Consider the following 14,523-nt stretch of genomic DNA (forward strand, 5'->3'; position numbering starts at 1 on the left):
CCCATGAAAATTTTATCTCCCCTGGCGTTAAGCCTCGCAGCCCTGCTCACCGCCGGCTGCGGCAATGCCCTGAAAAGCGACTACCGGGCGCCGCAGGTCAACTATCCGACGAGCTGGCAGCACGCCGCCGACAACGCCGCGCCGACGCCGTTCGACTGGCGCGATTTCCACGATCCCGAGCTCGATCGCTGGCTGCAACAGGTGATGGCCAGCAACAACGATCTGGCCGTCGCCGTGCTGCGCGTCTACCGTGCGCGGCTCGAGGCGGAACGCGTCGGCATCAGCACCGCCCCCGACGTCAACGCCTCGTTGAACAGCGGCATCAATCGCCCGCTGTCGGAGTCCTCCGCCTGGAATAAAACCAGCGGCGCGACGCTCTCTACGAGCTATGAAGTCGACCTTTGGGGCAAACTGGCGCGCCAGCGCGATGCCGCCGAGTGGGCCAGCCAGGCTTCCGAGCAGGATCTGCAGACGGCGCGCCTGACGCTGCTGGCCAACGCCGCCACGAATTACTGGCGCATCGGCTTCCTCAATCAGCAGATCGGCGTCAGCCAGGCGAGCATCGCCTACGCCAAACAGACGCTGCGGCTGGCCAACGCCCGCTACCGGGCCGGCAGCATCTCGGCGCTGGACGTGGTGAACGCGGAACAGAACGTGCTGACGCAGGAAAGCCGGCTGCTGACGCTGCAACACGAGCGTCAACAGGCGTTGAACGAACAGGCGGTGCTGCTGGGCGCGCCTTCAGGCCAGGCCACCATAGCGCCCGCACGCCTGCCGACGACGGCGATGCCGCAGATCAACACCGGCATTCCCGCCAGCGTCTTGAGCCGGCGCCCGGATCTCAGCGCCAAAGAGCTGCGGTTGCGCGCCGCCCTGGCCAACGTCGACGAGAAACGTCTGCAGTACTATCCCGCGTTCAGCCTGACCGGTTCGCTGGGCGCCAGCAGCAGCGCGCTGCTGGAGTTCCTGCGCAACCCGACGGGCAGCCTCGGTGCCAGCCTGACGCTGCCGTTCCTGCAATGGCGGCAAATGGGGGTGGATATCAAGATCGCCCGTAACGACTACGAACAGCAGGTGCTGGAATTCAGGCAGGCGCTGTACAAGGCGATGGGCGATGTGAACAACGCCCTGTCGCTGCGCGCACAGCTGCGGGCGCAAGAGACGCAGCTGCAGGCCTCGCTGGCATTGGCGCGCAAATCGGAGCGGCTGAACGAGGTGCGTTACCGGCAGGGTGCCGTCACCATTACCGACTGGCTAAATGCTCAGGAGCAGCGCCGTCAGGCGGAACTGGCGGTGGACGAGAACCGCTTCGCGCAGTACCAGAACCTGGCGAAAATCTATCTGGAATTCGGCGGTTCGTCGGCACCCTAAACCAAACAGCCTGGCCATCCTCCGGCCAGGTGATTTTTTAGCGGTGAACACATCAATTTTTCCTGTTTTATCTCCCGTACTCTCTATACTTCAAACATTCCTAATCAGACGAAAAACCGTCAAATCGCACAATTATTAGACCATTCTCGCACCAAATCGGTGCAAACACTTAAGTTAAACTGCTGGATTTGATCGGCGCAAGATATAACGTTAAGCTATAGATGCAAAATAATTAGTCACCTAAATGACATAACCTTGGCATAAACGACGATATTTTGTGATCCACATCCCAACTTAAATGTGGATAATGAATCGTCTTGAACCGCGATTCGATTAGCCGATTTGATAACTCGAAAACAACAGTGAACGGAGATTACGCTTTCACGAACAACGAATAATTCATTAAGGGATGATTATATGAAGTTAAGAAAAAAACGACATAAACCGATGCACATTAACGACATCACCATCATCGATGACAGCAAACTCAAGAAGGCGATCACCGCGGCGGCCCTGGGCAACGCGATGGAGTGGTTCGACTTCGGCGTATACGGCTTTGTCGCCTATGCGCTTGGCCAGGTCTTCTTCCCCGGCGCCTCTCCCGGCGTGCAAATGATCGCCGCGCTGGCGACCTTCTCCGTGCCCTTCCTGGTGCGTCCGCTCGGCGGCCTGTTCTTCGGCGCCATGGGCGACAAGTTCGGTCGCCAGAAAGTGCTCTCGATCACCATTATCATTATGGCGGTCAGCACCTTCTGTATCGGCCTGATCCCGTCCTATGCGTCGATCGGCATCTGGGCGCCGATCCTGCTGCTGCTGGCCAAACTGGCGCAGGGCTTCTCCGTCGGCGGTGAATATTCCGGTGCGGCGATCTTCGTCGCCGAATACTCGCCGGATCGCAAACGCGGTTTTATGGGTAGCTGGTTAGACTTCGGTTCCATCGCCGGCTTTGTGATGGGTGCAGGCGTGGTGGTGCTGATCTCCAGCATCGTCGGCGAAGCCAACTTCCTCGACTGGGGCTGGCGTATCCCGTTCTTCATCGCCGCACCGCTGGGCCTGATCGGTCTCTATCTGCGCCATGCGCTGGAAGAAACCCCGGCGTTCCAGCAGCACGTGGACAAGATGGAAAAAGATGACCGCAACGCCATCGAAAATCCGCCGAAAACCTCGTTCAAAGAGATCGCGGCCAAACACTGGAAAAGTTTGTTGGTGTGCGTCGGTATCGTCATCTCCACCAACGTGACCTATTACATGCTGCTGACCTACATGCCGAGCTACCTGTCGCATAACCTGCACTACTCGGAAGATCACGGCGTTCTGATCATCATCGCCATCATGATCGGCATGCTGTTCGTACAGCCGGTAATCGGCCTGACCAGCGACCGCATCGGCCGTAAGCCGTTCATTATCGGCGGCAGCATCGGCCTGTTGGCGCTGGCGATCCCGTGCTTCATTCTGATCAACAGCAACGTGATTGGCCTGATCTTCGTCGGTCTGCTGGTGCTGGCGGTGCTGCTCAACTCCTTCACCGGGGTGATGGCCTCGATTCTGCCGGCGATGTTCCCGACGCACATCCGTTACAGCGCGCTGGCGATTTCGTTCAACATTTCGGTGCTGATCGCCGGTGCGACGCCGACCGCCGCCGCTTGGCTGGTCGAAGCGACCGGCAACCTGTACATGCCGGCCTACTACCTGATGGTTGTGGCGGTGATCGGTCTTATCACCGGTCTGTACATGAAAGAAACCGCCAACAAGCCGCTGCGCGGCGCGACGCCGGCCGCTTCGGATCGCTCAGAAGCGAAAGAGCTGCTGCAGGAGACCTACGACAACATCGAACAGAAAGTCGAGGACATCAACGCGCAGATCGCCGAATTGGAAAAGAAAAAGCAGATCCTGATCGACCAGCATCCCAAGCTGGATTAACCGGCGCGAAAACACAAAGGCCACCCGTTTAGGTGGCTTTGTTACTTTGATTTCAAACGGAATAATGCGCAGCGCATTTTATGGCAAGCGGGATTGGTGGCACGCTTTGCCGCACACCTTTTTAATGAAGAACATAATCATGAGCACGATAGACCTTTCCATCATCATCGGCATCCTGGTTATGCTCGCCCTGTGGCTTGGCGCACTCTTCAACATCGGTGATATCATCTTGAGCATTTCACGTCTGTTCCACTGGATTGAAAGCCAACGCGGCTAACCCCATGCCGACGGCGGAAAACATCGGCTATGATTGAAAGACCTTACCGCCATTTTCCGAGACTGTCGCTCGCGATAAAGAGGACCGCATCATGACCGACTATGCGTTCTACAATCAGATCCTGACCCGGCTGGCCGCCAATCACCCCGGCACGCTGGATGAAAAAACCTATGAACTGTGGAAACAAGACGCCACCAGCCCGCACGCCTTCGCCGATCCCTTCGCCTATCTCAAAACCAAGGGCCTGATACAGGCCTATGTGATGAGCGACATCGACGAGAACAACTATGATGTCGACCCGCATCAAACGCGGATCACCGCCGCCGGTCTCGAGTTCATTCGCAACGGCGGGTTCAAATAAGGGGGATACCCGCCAACAAAAAACCGCCAGACGGCGGTTTTTTTTACTCTAAAAGCGGGCGAACCGGCTCAGGCGGGGAAAGGCCGGTAAAAAATGCGCAGCACTTCGTTGTCGCCCTGGCGTAAAAAACCGCCTTCCGGCTGCCAGCGCAGATCGCGCGCCAGATTGAGATTTTCCCAGCCGACCGCGCCCCCCACGCCGATGCAAAGATTTTTATTGCCGGCGGCAAAGCCTGCACCGGTGCCGATCATGGCATGCAGCAAACGGGGCGCCGTCGCGTCACGCAGGGAAAATATGCCGATAAAACATCCCTGCGGCGCGCGCAACATATCGGCCATGGTGCGGATCTCGGTATCGTCAGGGCTGACGAAATGTTTGTATTGCTTATCGAACACCGTCTGCCACAGCTGCTTGTATTTCGCCTTGCTAAGCGCGCCTGAACGGTGGGCGCACAGCACCACCGCATCCCAGCACATCTCCCCGCTCAGCGAAAGATACTCTTCCGTATCGGCTTGCGGCTTGTCGGCGTAATGCCGCGCAAATTCAGCCGCATTCAAATGCGGCGGCACGGCCTGTTTGGCAACGTCACTCTTGTAGCGTTTGAAATTCAACCAATGCATGGGAAGTATCCTCTTCATCCGCTAGATTTATGAAGCTGAAGCCGTGAACGAGACGAGCCATCAAATCCAGGGCGTCGTCGGCGATGGCCGTTTCGTCGTCATTCAACCCCTGTTCCACCGACCGCTCAATCGCGTTCATCACCGCCGGAGCGCTGGTTTCCTCCCCCTGCGCCACCACGTCTAATACGGCTTTGCCGATCGCCAGACAAAGCTCATGATCAAACTCAACCTCTTTATACGGCTGCATAATCACTCCGATAAATTTTTACCCAAGAATACTAGACCACAATGGCGTATCGCGCCTGTCATCGTAGCGTAGCAATCTATGCAGCCGAAGAGAAATGCATCGGGCCCCGGGTTGATAGCCCGAAGCCCGATAACGAGCAGGTTATTGCGGTGCTTGTTCGGTGGGGCGAATGATAAAACAAGTGGCGGTTGCCGAAGCCAGCAGCTTCCCTTCCGCCGTTTTGAGCGTGCCTTCAGCGAAAGCGACGTGCTTCGCCGCATAGACCAGACGCCCCTCGGCGATCAGGTCACTCTCCTTCGGCACAGGGCGCAGCATTTTTACCTGCAGATCGACGGTGCCGTAACCTACGCCTGCGCCCAGCGTACTGTGCACCGCGCAACCGGTCACCGAGTCCAATACCGTGGCGGCAAAGCCGCCATGTACGCCACCCAGCGGATTCAGATGGCGCCCGTCTGCCCGCGCCACGATGCGGATATACCCTTCTTCCACCGCAACCGGCTTCATGGGCACGGTTTCAGCGATCGAGGCCGCTGGGATCTTGCCGGCCATTGCAGCCTGTAACAGCGCCAGCCCGGTCATTTTTGTCGGGTCCATGGTTTTCTCCTCGGATCAGTAAACCTCTCATATAGTAGAGGTCTGACCTGTTGGCTTGCTTTTTCGTGCTGGTGGCTCCTTCCCCCTTGATTCACTGAGTGTGAGCACCATCACTCTTTAGCGTTAATAACCACAATTTTTTAGCGCCTTTAGATTTAAAACAATTTTCTGTTGTAACCGCCGCCGGAAACTGAACGCAGTTAAGTTCAACATTATTAAGGCGTATCTATCATGGATTTCTTTCTGCAATTAGCGGTTATATTGGCATGCCTGCTGTATGGGGCGCGCAAGGGCGGCATTGCGCTGGGGTTACTGGGCGGTATCGGGTTGATGATCCTGGTGTTCGGCTTTCACCTGCAGCCCGGCAAACCACCGGTAGACGTAATGCTGGTGATCATCGCGGTGGTGGCGGCCTCCGCCACCCTGCAGGCCTCGGGCGGGCTGGACGTGATGCTGCAAATCGCCGAACGGATGCTGCGGCGCAACCCACGTTACGTCTCGATCATCGCACCGTTCGTGACCTGCATTCTCACTATTCTGTGCGGCACCGGGCACGTGGTGTACACCATCTTGCCGATCATTTATGACGTGGCGATCAAAAATAACATCCGCCCGGAACGGCCGATGGCGGCCAGTTCGATCGGCGCGCAGATGGGCATTATCGCCAGCCCGGTTTCGGTAGCGGTCGTTTCACTGGTGGCGATGCTCAGCAGCTATACCTTCAATGGCCGCCATCTGGAATTCCTCGATCTGCTGTCGATCACCATTCCTTCTACCCTGTGCGGCATTCTGGCGATCGGCATCTTCAGCTGGTTCCGCGGCAAAGATCTGGACAAAGACCCGGAGTTCCAGACGTTCATCTCGGTGCCGGAGAACCATCGCTACGTCTATGGCGATGCCGCCACCTTGCTGGACCGGGTGCTGCCGCGCAGCAACTGGATCGCCATGTGGATTTTCCTCGCTACCATCGCCCTGGTGGCGGTGCTGGGGGCATTTTCCGAGCTGCGGCCCAGCTTCGGCGGCAAGCCGCTCTCCATGGTCCTGGTGATCCAGATGTGCATGTTGATGGCCGGGGCGCTGATCGTCATCATCACCCGCACCAACCCGGCGTCTATCTCTAAAAACGAAGTGTTCCGCTCCGGCATGATCGCCATTGTGGCGGTGTATGGCGTCGCCTGGATGGCGGAAACCATGTTCGGCGCGCACCTGGCGCAGATCGAAGCCACGCTGGGCGTGCTGGTGAAAGAGTACCCCTGGGCCTATGCGCTGATCCTGCTGCTGGTGTCGAAATTCGTCAACTCGCAGGCCGCCGCGCTGGCGGCACTGGTGCCGGTGGCGCTGGCGATCGGCGTCAACCCGGCCTATATCGTCGCTTCGGCGCCGGCCTGCTACGGCTATTACATTCTGCCAACCTATCCCAGCGATCTGGCGGCAATCCAGTTCGACCGCTCCGGCACCACCCGCATCGGCCGCTTCGTGATCAACCACAGCTTTATTCTGCCCGGCCTGATCGGCGTTAGCGTCTCCTGCGTCTTCGGCTGGATCCTCGCTGCGGCGTTCGGTTTCTTATGATTGGTACTGCGGAGCCCTGCGGGGCTCCCTGCAAGCAGGATGACAATCCATGGGCATGGGGTATGACAAAAAAGGAAGAATACAGGTGTAACGCGAATTTCAGGCACAAAAAAACCGCCTCTCGGCGGTCTACGACATTACTACTTATTGCTTTGATTATTCGGTATTTTCGTTCCCTGGTACCCGGGGCGGGACTTGAACCCGCACAGCCATAAGCCGAGGGATTTTAAATCCCTTGTGTCTACCGATTTCACCACCCGGGCTCGGGAAAGTTGGAGGCGCGTTCCGGAGTCGAACCGGACTGGACGGATTTGCAATCCGCTACATAACCGCTTTGTTAACGCGCCTTTATTCTGTTTGCCTTTTCAGGCCAAAGCCGGTGATTCACCCACTTCGTTTTGTTCTTTTGATCGGCGATGTTGAAATCGCTTATCTTAATCATCTGATTCTTAAGTAATTTATTTCGTTACCGCCGAATCGATGGACTGCATTATGGACTAAACCCCCCACCTTGGCAACCCCCCGAAATAGCAAAAAGTTCTCTAACGCTTTCAACTGCTTATTTTGTGGGCGCACTGTTCACAATGCCAACGGAAAGGCAAGCGAAATGTTGATTTTATATGCATCGATTCAGGGATTCACGGGCAAATCGGATCTTTTTTCTCGGCAGGAATCGCTTACCCGCGCCCTCTGCGGCTTTTCACTTGCTTATGGTGATGGGATATCAGGCATAACATTATCATGAATCTCCGGTGCCGCTGCCCCGAACGGCCAACGCAACTGCAAGGCTGGAGACTGACGTCAGATTGTGCACCGTACGGCGCCCAATCAAATGTGCCTGATTGCACCATGCAACGGATGCATCCTGGGGTATGAAAACGACAGCAGATATAGTGGCAATAATCGAGCTAGCAGGATGAAGAAGGGTTTCACCGGACGGCAAAGGAATAGAAAACGAAAAAGGGGCCGAAGCCCCTTTTCGCTTACCTGCCGAATCACGGGGATTCAACAGGATAATGTTTGGAGCGGGAAACGAGGCTCGAACTCGCGACCTCAACCTTGGCAAGGTTGCGCTCTACCAACTGAGCTATTCCCGCATTACCAGAACTGACTGATTTATTTGCTATCTTTCGGCAATTCATCGTTGTCGTCTGATGCGATGCATTCTACTTGCCTGACGTGATGAGTCAATAAAATTGTTGGCTCATCACGATCGTTTGCCGATTTTTGCAGCGTATCGATCACGGTTCCAGCAGATCGTTGCGCGCCGCTTTCAAATATTGGAACATCGACCAGAAAGTCAGCACCGCCGCGATATACAGCAAGCCAATCGCCACATACTCTACGGAGCGATCCGGCCGCCACAGCAAACCCACCAGCGACATCATCTGCGCCATGGTTTTCACTTTGCCGATCCAGGATACCGCCACGCTGCTGCGCTTGCCAATTTCCGCCATCCACTCGCGCAGCGACGAAATGATGATTTCACGGGCGATCATGGTGGCCGCCGGCAGCGTGATCCACCAGCTGTGGTAGTGCTCCGCCACCAGCACCAGCGCCACCGCCACCATCACTTTGTCCGCGACCGGATCCAAAAACGCCCCGAAGCGCGTCGTTTGTTTCCAGCGGCGTGCCAGAAAGCCGTCAAACCAGTCGGTGACGGCGGCGAACACAAAGATAACGGCGCAAACCATCGGAGCCCAGTTGAACGGCAGATAAAACGCCAGCACAAAGAATGGGATCAGAACTACGCGAAACAGGGTAAGCCAAGTCGGTATATTCAATTGCATAATGCTACGGTAACTATCTGGCTAGAGTGGAAATTAAGAGTATGTTGCTACATTGCCCTCAGTGTTTCAATGCATTGTAGATCTTTTCTGCCAATGCTTGTGAAATACCCGGCACTTTTGCAATTTCCTCCACGCTGGCGTTCAACAAAGGTTGCAGTCCGCCCATATACTTCAACAGCACCTGGCGCCGTTTCGGCCCAACGCCTTCAATCAGCTCCAATGCGCTGGTATTTCTGACTTTCGCCCTTCTCTGCCGGTGGCCGGTAATCGCATGATTGTGCGAATCGTCGCGGATGTGTTGGATCACATGCAGCGCCGGCGAATCCGGCGGCAGCGAAATCCCCTCGCCTTCCGGCACGAAGAACAACGTTTCCAATCCGGCCTTGCGATCGGCGCCTTTGGCGATGCCAATCAGCAGCGGCTTATTCTTGTCCCAGGTAACGTTCAGCGATTTGAATACGTCGATCGCCATGCCGAGCTGCCCTTTACCGCCGTCGATGAAGATGACATCCGGGATCTTTTTCTCTTCCAGCGCCTTGCCGTAGCGGCGCTTCAGCACCTGCGTCATCGCCGCGTAGTCATCGCCGGGAGTGATGCCGCTGATATTGTAGCGCCGATACTCCGCGCGCACCGGGCCGTTACCGTCGAACACCACGCACGAAGCCACGGTCTGCTCGCCCATAGTGTGGCTGATATCGAAGCACTCCATGCGGTTGATTTCCGTCAGGTTCAGCACCTTGGCCAATTCCGCCAGCCGCTGATGAATAGTCGACTGTTGCGAAAGCTTGGTGGTCAACGCCGTTGCCGCGTTGGTACGCGCCAGCTTCAGATAACGGGCGCGGTCGCCGCGCGGTTTGCTTTGAATTTGGATCTTGCGCCCCGCCAACTCGGAGAGCGACTCCGCGAGCAGGTCTTTTTCCGGCAGGCTGAAATCCAGCAGGATCTCGCCGGGCAGCGTGCGCGCCTGGCTGCCCTGCAGATAGAACTGACCGACAAAGGTCTGCACCACTTCGCCCATATCCGTGCCGCCCGGCACTTTAGGGAAATAGCTGCGGCTGCCCAGCACCTTGCCCTGACGGATGAACAGCACGTGCAGGCACGCCATACCGGCATCGAACGCCACGCCGATCACGTCCAGATCGTCGCTGTCGCCCGACACGAACTGCCGCTCAGTGACGCGGCGCACGGCCTGAATTTGATCGCGAATGCGCGCCGCCTCTTCGAAATTAAGCAGTTTGCTGGCTTCTTCCATACGCGCAATCAGCTGGTGCAATACCTGCTGATCTTTGCCCGAAAGAAACAGCCGTACGTAGTCCACCTGCTGCCGGTATTCTTCTTCGCTCACCAGGCCGGCAACACAAGGCCCCAGACAGCGGCCGATCTGATACTGCAGGCACGGGCGCGACCGGTTGCGATATACGCTGTTTTCGCACTGGCGGATCGGGAACAGCTTCTGCAGCAGCGCCAGCGTTTCGCGTACGACGTAAGAGTTGGGAAAAGGCCCGAAATATTCGCCCTTGGCGTGTTTGGCGCCGCGGTGCACCGCCAAACGGGGATGGGTATCCGCACTGAGAAAAATCAGTGGGTAAGATTTATCGTCTCGCAAAAGAACATTATATCGCGGTTGGTACAATTTAATGTAGTTATGTTCCAACAGCAGCGCTTCTGTTTCGGTATGGGTAACCGTTACGTCTATTTGCGCGATATTTTTAACCAGCGTCTCGGTTTTACGGCTGCTGACCTGCTGCCGAAAATAGCTGGCGAGACGCTTTTTCAGGTCTTTGGCTTTACCGACGTAGATCACCGTACCCGTGGCGTCGTACATACGGTAGACGCCGGGCTGGCTGGTGACGGTACTCAGGAAGGCTTTGGCATCAAAACGGTCATTCACTGCTTAACAACGTCTCCGCATTGAACAATCCATGTCGGATGGCCAGGTGAGTCAATTCGACGTCGCCGCTGATATTCAGTTTGCTGAACATGCGGTAACGGTAGCTGTTCACCGTTTTCGGGCTGAGACTCAGTTGCTCCGAGATCTCATTCACCTTTTTGCCTTTGGTGATCATCAACATGATCTGTAACTCGCGTTCAGACAGGCAGCTGAACGGCGTTTCAGCCTGCGGCTCCAGCTGACTCAGGGCCATCTGCTGGGCGATATCAGACGCGATATAGCGCTGCCCCGCATGCACGGAACGCAAGGCGTTAATCACTTCCTGCGGCGCGGCGCCCTTGCTCAGGTAACCGGCGGCACCCGCCTGCATCACCTTCGCGGGCAAAGGATTTTCAGTATGGATGGTCAACATGATGACTTTGACGTCGGGTGCATAACGCACAATCTTGCGCGTGGCTTCCAGCCCGCCAATGCCCGGCATATTCATGTCCATCAGCACGATATCGACAGCGTTGCCACGGCACCATTTTACGGCGTCTTCACCGCACTGAGCCTCACCGACAACTTTTATACCTTTGATATCTTCAAGAATGCGTCGTATCCCTGCGCGCACCAGTTCGTGGTCATCAACAAGAAGAACGCTAATCAAGGAAAAATCTCCAAAAAAAGGGAGTAACGCAATCGGCCTCTGTTTTCGCCAGAGATATTACTTGTTTTTCAGACAAGAATGAACACAGATTAATACATACTTTCGAATAACTTTGCGGAGCAGAGCTGATTTTTCAATTTTAGCCGTCTATGCCGCCGATAAATCGTCACGTTGGAAAAGATCGGACGACGAAAATAATTGCGCGACGCTGCACCAAACACAGGATAGCGCGACAATCATGTTGCGCGTGAGAAATCTGTGTAAGCAATCGCGACATGCATAATATTAACACGGCCATTGGCTGTTTGTAATCATTTGATATTTAAAGGCGTAACAAAATCCGCCGCCAACGTGGGTTTGGCAACCCGCGTTCGAAACTATTATTCCCGGCAAACGCCGGTAAAATCGGTGTTCCCCGCCCAAATAATTATAATCCCCCCCATTGTTCAACAATAACGTGCCGGACAAATACTTGTTAACCACCTCGAAATAACTGGCCGACAGCCGATGATTCAGCATGGCAATGAGCGAACGTTGCCCACCCGCATGACCGGAGCAAGCCCGGTGCAGATGACGGACGCATGCTATGCTATACTCCGCGCCCAGTTAAATTCGCCGCTGCGCGCGGGGCAACGTTTAGCCCGCGCGCAGCGTGCCAAAGCAGCTTGTATCAGGCTACGGCCTCAAAAAATCAGGAGAGAAAATGAGCAACGTTGATTTCACTACGTCTGCAAACCCGGAAATCTTGGCGACCGAGGTTGCGTGCCTCAAAGCTACGCTGACGCTGATCTTGAAGTCGATCGGCCAGGCTGACGCCGGGAAAGTCATCATCAACATGGAACGTTTCATCGCGCAGATTGAAGATCCGACCCAGGCAGAAATCTTCAAGAACAGCATTCAGCAAATCAAGCACGCTTACCGTCAGTAAGCGTTGCGCCCCAGACCCGCACTTCTTGTGGGTCTGCTTTTCACCACGCTACGCCACACCCCATTGATCTTGCACGTGCTTTCGGGCAGTGTGTTGACTTTCCCCCACACCCGAGACCGTTATGGCCATCCTTGTCAAAGCGCTGATCGGCGCGCTGGTCGTGGTTCTGATCGGCCTGTTGGCCAAAACGCGCAACTATTATATCGCCGGTTTAGTCCCGCTCTTTCCCACTTTCGCCCTGATTGCGCATTACATTGTCGGCAACGAGCGTTCCATTGCGGCGCTGAAAACCACGCTGATTTTTGGCATGTGGGCGGTGCTGCCCTACCTGGTGTATTTGATCTCGCTGTACTTCCTGATCAACAGTCTGCGGCTGTCGTTGGCTCTGGGGGCGGCGGTACTGTGCTGGATTGCGGCAGCGTGGCTACTCATTACGCTGTGGGGATGGTGGCAAGGGCGTTAACGCCCTTGCCAGGGCAGATTACGGTCGCCCCGCCTGCAAAACGAAGCCACGCTGCCGATCGCCGGCGATACGCAGATAGCGGCTTTCACCGGCGCGCAGCGTCATCGGTATACTGCCGCCGGTCTCACGCCAAATACACAGGTGATTCTCGATCATATCTTGCCCGATACTGACCGAAACATTGCCTGGCGGCACGCGAAACTCTGCTTTTTCTTTCGCCTCCAGCGAAGCGGCAAACTCCCCATTCACATAGACGCCGGTGCGGCAGCTGCCCGCCAGCATTCCGCTGTCGCGCACCACGACCACCGTGGCGTAAGGCGTATCCGGGATATTCTGATAGAGCATCAGACGGCTTGGGGGGGGCAACTCAGCCTGTTGCGGCGGCACGGCTTGGGTCGCACATCCCGTCAACAGTGCAGAGGCAAATAACAACGCGGCGTAATGCTTCATCCTTGGCTCCTGAAGAAAATAATGCTTATCGTAACAAGAGAATAGCTGTCTCCAGTAGCATTCATACCGCAGAGACGAAAAATCGGATAACTTCCCACTCCTCCCACGAACCTGCAGGGATAAGAAGATTCTGCATTAAAGCCATTGAAATAAAGGCGATTCTTGCAGATTTAAAACTTGATCATGCCACGTTGGATATCTGCAGCAAAAGCGCCACTGACGTAACTGAAACCATCCTGCGTAACGTAAACCCGGGTATGGCCGGTCTCTGATAACACCGCCACCATATATCCCAGGGCGATCATTTCATGAGACGGAACGTTCATCGGAGTTAGAAATCCGCGGCTACGGCACCACTGATAAAAGCGAGTTCGCCCATATCCCAACACGGAGCCAACATCGGAGAGGTGCTTAAAAGTATCATAATCCTCTGATGGTGCAGGTAAACCGTCATGACTTTCAGGCGTTTTCTTTATCCCTGACAAAATAAACTCCTTTTTTGTAGCTGTCGCGAACGGTTATCCTTCCTCTGAACTGAATTTAAAAAATCCAAAATTAAAATGCAAATGAATTCCCTGTAACTAAAAATTCTCTTCTGGATAAAATCCGAAAATAAAACCCCATTAAAAAAACAGAAATAAAAAAATAGGGTATTAATACCGAGAATTAAATTCTTGGCATGGGTAAATATCCTAAATAAAGATAATATTCAAACCAGCCAAGAACATACTTAGCCTGCATATTATTTCTCTACTCATAACGATGCAATGATGCTCGGATCCTTGCGGCAAAAAGAGAATGAATAAAACCAGCGCCACATCGACCTGCCCTCGCCATGAGGTCGCCGCTTCCTACAGACTTCACTCAATGCGCCACATCCTCTCTCAACGCGGCACTTCCTCAATCATACCTAAACAATAACCATTATCATTTCCAATTATTGCGCCAGTTTATTACACTGCCCTACCTCACCGGTTAGGAACATTCCTAGTCAGCGAGCCTCAGGATAGAGAAAGAGTTAGGGACACCATGAAGAATTGCCGTTGTTTGATTGCCTTACCGTTATTGATGTTGACCGCCTGCACCCAATGGGAAAGGCCCGGCGCGGTTGAGAGTACCCGAAATGCCGAATATGCCGAATGCCGCAGTCGCGGCTACGAACGTTTTCCGCCGGACGTGGTGCGGGACGTGGAGTTCAGCTACGAAAACAAATACATTCCTTGCGAGAAAAATAAGAAAGACTGTCCATCGGGATACCGCTATGACAAGGAACCGTCGATTAAAACAGTGCAAACCGATCGCAATCAGTCCGCACGAGACGCCACCATCGAAGCCTGCATGTACGGCAAAGGCTGGCGAGAGAAAACCTACTATTGGCCGCAATGGTGAT

General features: G+C 55.0%; 16 protein-coding genes and 3 tRNA genes. 8 read left to right on the forward strand and 11 right to left on the reverse strand.

The window, feature by feature from the left end:
• The first annotated feature begins 3 nt into the window (after positions 1-3).
• From ACJ8HN_RS08705 to ACJ8HN_RS08720, 4 genes are all read left to right on the forward strand, one after another.
• Complete coding sequence (locus ACJ8HN_RS08705) at positions 4-1,371, forward strand: TolC family protein (RefSeq protein ID WP_442523268.1); 1,368 nt, start codon at positions 4-6, stop codon at positions 1,369-1,371.
• Positions 1,372-1,788: 417 nt separating this feature from the next.
• The gene (gene proP / locus ACJ8HN_RS08710; protein ID WP_033638006.1) at positions 1,789-3,291 is read left to right on the forward strand and encodes a glycine betaine/L-proline transporter ProP; all 1,503 of its coding nucleotides are present in this window, start codon (positions 1,789-1,791) and stop codon (positions 3,289-3,291) included.
• A gap of 139 nt (positions 3,292-3,430) precedes the next feature.
• Positions 3,431-3,568, forward strand: coding sequence for a hypothetical protein (locus ACJ8HN_RS08715; RefSeq protein ID WP_308333165.1), 138 nt, complete (start codon positions 3,431-3,433; stop codon positions 3,566-3,568).
• Positions 3,569-3,659: 91 nt separating this feature from the next.
• Complete coding sequence (locus tag ACJ8HN_RS08720) at positions 3,660-3,929, forward strand: hypothetical protein (RefSeq protein WP_161726681.1); 270 nt, start codon at positions 3,660-3,662, stop codon at positions 3,927-3,929.
• Between the two features lie 68 nt (positions 3,930-3,997).
• On the opposite strand, the gene ACJ8HN_RS08725 is transcribed toward ACJ8HN_RS08720, so the two are convergent.
• From ACJ8HN_RS08725 to ACJ8HN_RS08735, 3 genes are all read right to left on the reverse strand, one after another.
• On the reverse strand, positions 3,998-4,549 hold the full coding sequence (locus ACJ8HN_RS08725; protein ID WP_033638004.1) for a hypothetical protein: 552 nt from the start codon (positions 4,547-4,549) through the stop codon (positions 3,998-4,000).
• Complete coding sequence (locus tag ACJ8HN_RS08730) at positions 4,515-4,796, reverse strand: hypothetical protein (protein ID WP_033638003.1); 282 nt, start codon at positions 4,794-4,796, stop codon at positions 4,515-4,517. The genes ACJ8HN_RS08725 and ACJ8HN_RS08730 overlap by 35 nt, the downstream gene beginning before the upstream one ends.
• A gap of 141 nt (positions 4,797-4,937) precedes the next feature.
• Positions 4,938-5,390 (reverse strand): PaaI family thioesterase, encoded by a 453-nt coding sequence (locus ACJ8HN_RS08735; protein ID WP_074026547.1) that lies wholly within the window; start codon positions 5,388-5,390, stop codon positions 4,938-4,940.
• A 231-nt stretch (positions 5,391-5,621) separates the two neighbouring features.
• Here ACJ8HN_RS08735 and ACJ8HN_RS08740 point away from each other — a divergent pair, with 231 nt between their 5' ends.
• Complete coding sequence (locus ACJ8HN_RS08740; protein ID WP_060438846.1) at positions 5,622-6,962, forward strand: anaerobic C4-dicarboxylate transporter; 1,341 nt, start codon at positions 5,622-5,624, stop codon at positions 6,960-6,962.
• 177 nt (positions 6,963-7,139) lie between these two features.
• Here the strand turns inward: ACJ8HN_RS08740 and ACJ8HN_RS08745 are convergent.
• The 6 genes from ACJ8HN_RS08745 to uvrY all read right to left on the reverse strand — a co-directional run bounded on the left by ACJ8HN_RS08745 (position 7,140) and on the right by uvrY (position 11,292).
• A tRNA-Leu gene (locus ACJ8HN_RS08745) sits at positions 7,140-7,225 on the reverse strand.
• Between the two features lie 10 nt (positions 7,226-7,235).
• Positions 7,236-7,309, reverse strand: a tRNA-Cys gene (locus ACJ8HN_RS08750).
• Between the two features lie 674 nt (positions 7,310-7,983).
• Positions 7,984-8,059 (reverse strand) — tRNA-Gly (locus ACJ8HN_RS08755).
• 144 nt (positions 8,060-8,203) lie between these two features.
• Positions 8,204-8,752, reverse strand: a complete 549-nt coding sequence (pgsA, locus tag ACJ8HN_RS08760; RefSeq protein ID WP_033637960.1) for a CDP-diacylglycerol--glycerol-3-phosphate 3-phosphatidyltransferase — start codon at positions 8,750-8,752, stop codon at positions 8,204-8,206.
• Positions 8,753-8,810: 58 nt separating this feature from the next.
• Complete coding sequence (uvrC, locus tag ACJ8HN_RS08765) at positions 8,811-10,643, reverse strand: excinuclease ABC subunit UvrC (RefSeq protein WP_442523269.1); 1,833 nt, start codon at positions 10,641-10,643, stop codon at positions 8,811-8,813.
• Positions 10,636-11,292, reverse strand: coding sequence for a UvrY/SirA/GacA family response regulator transcription factor (gene uvrY / locus ACJ8HN_RS08770; protein ID WP_004927947.1), 657 nt, complete (start codon positions 11,290-11,292; stop codon positions 10,636-10,638). The genes uvrC and uvrY overlap by 8 nt, the downstream gene beginning before the upstream one ends.
• 703 nt (positions 11,293-11,995) lie before the next feature.
• Here uvrY and ACJ8HN_RS08775 point away from each other — a divergent pair.
• A complete protein-coding gene (locus ACJ8HN_RS08775) occupies positions 11,996-12,220 on the forward strand; it encodes a DUF2594 family protein (RefSeq protein ID WP_004927950.1) in 225 nt (74 codons plus the stop codon).
• Between the two features lie 121 nt (positions 12,221-12,341).
• Positions 12,342-12,683 carry a GlpM family protein gene (locus ACJ8HN_RS08780; RefSeq protein WP_033637958.1) on the forward strand — a complete coding sequence of 114 codons (342 nt, stop codon included), beginning with the start codon at positions 12,342-12,344 and terminating at the stop codon, positions 12,681-12,683.
• A gap of 18 nt (positions 12,684-12,701) precedes the next feature.
• On the opposite strand, the gene ACJ8HN_RS08785 is transcribed toward ACJ8HN_RS08780, so the two are convergent.
• A complete protein-coding gene (locus tag ACJ8HN_RS08785; protein WP_047568120.1) occupies positions 12,702-13,133 on the reverse strand; it encodes a hypothetical protein in 432 nt (143 codons plus the stop codon).
• Positions 13,134-13,303: 170 nt separating this feature from the next.
• Positions 13,304-13,618: a hypothetical protein gene (locus ACJ8HN_RS08790; RefSeq protein WP_033637956.1), complete on the reverse strand. Its 315-nt coding sequence runs from the start codon at positions 13,616-13,618 to the stop codon at positions 13,304-13,306.
• 544 nt (positions 13,619-14,162) lie between these two features.
• Between ACJ8HN_RS08790 and ACJ8HN_RS08795 the strand changes: the two genes are divergently transcribed.
• Complete coding sequence (locus ACJ8HN_RS08795) at positions 14,163-14,522, forward strand: hypothetical protein (RefSeq protein ID WP_033637955.1); 360 nt, start codon at positions 14,163-14,165, stop codon at positions 14,520-14,522.
• Position 14,523 lies beyond the last annotated feature (1 nt).

The sequence above is a fragment of the Serratia sp. CY29653 genome, from assembly GCF_052169255.1.
GTDB lineage: Bacteria > Pseudomonadota > Gammaproteobacteria > Enterobacterales > Enterobacteriaceae > Serratia > Serratia sarumanii.

Bases quoted from the DNA above. Each gene is read 5' to 3' on its own strand.
- ACJ8HN_RS08715 (WP_308333165.1), top strand. From the start codon at position 3,431: ATGAGCACGATAGACCTTTCCATCATCATCGGCATCCTGGTTATGCTC.
- ACJ8HN_RS08735 (WP_074026547.1), bottom strand. From the start codon at position 5,390: ATGGACCCGACAAAAATGACCGGGCTGGCGCTGTTACAGGCTGCAATG.
- ACJ8HN_RS08730 (WP_033638003.1), bottom strand. From the start codon at position 4,796: ATGCAGCCGTATAAAGAGGTTGAGTTTGATCATGAGCTTTGTCTGGCG.
- ACJ8HN_RS08725 (WP_033638004.1), bottom strand. From the start codon at position 4,549: ATGCATTGGTTGAATTTCAAACGCTACAAGAGTGACGTTGCCAAACAG.
- proP (WP_033638006.1), top strand. From the start codon at position 1,789: ATGAAGTTAAGAAAAAAACGACATAAACCGATGCACATTAACGACATC.
- ACJ8HN_RS08720 (WP_161726681.1), top strand. From the start codon at position 3,660: ATGACCGACTATGCGTTCTACAATCAGATCCTGACCCGGCTGGCCGCC.
- ACJ8HN_RS08740 (WP_060438846.1), top strand. From the start codon at position 5,622: ATGGATTTCTTTCTGCAATTAGCGGTTATATTGGCATGCCTGCTGTAT.
- pgsA (WP_033637960.1), bottom strand. From the start codon at position 8,752: ATGCAATTGAATATACCGACTTGGCTTACCCTGTTTCGCGTAGTTCTG.
- ACJ8HN_RS08775 (WP_004927950.1), top strand. From the start codon at position 11,996: ATGAGCAACGTTGATTTCACTACGTCTGCAAACCCGGAAATCTTGGCG.
- ACJ8HN_RS08785 (WP_047568120.1), bottom strand. From the start codon at position 13,133: ATGAAGCATTACGCCGCGTTGTTATTTGCCTCTGCACTGTTGACGGGA.
- ACJ8HN_RS08795 (WP_033637955.1), top strand. From the start codon at position 14,163: ATGAAGAATTGCCGTTGTTTGATTGCCTTACCGTTATTGATGTTGACC.
- ACJ8HN_RS08780 (WP_033637958.1), top strand. From the start codon at position 12,342: ATGGCCATCCTTGTCAAAGCGCTGATCGGCGCGCTGGTCGTGGTTCTG.
- ACJ8HN_RS08705 (WP_442523268.1), top strand. From the start codon at position 4: ATGAAAATTTTATCTCCCCTGGCGTTAAGCCTCGCAGCCCTGCTCACC.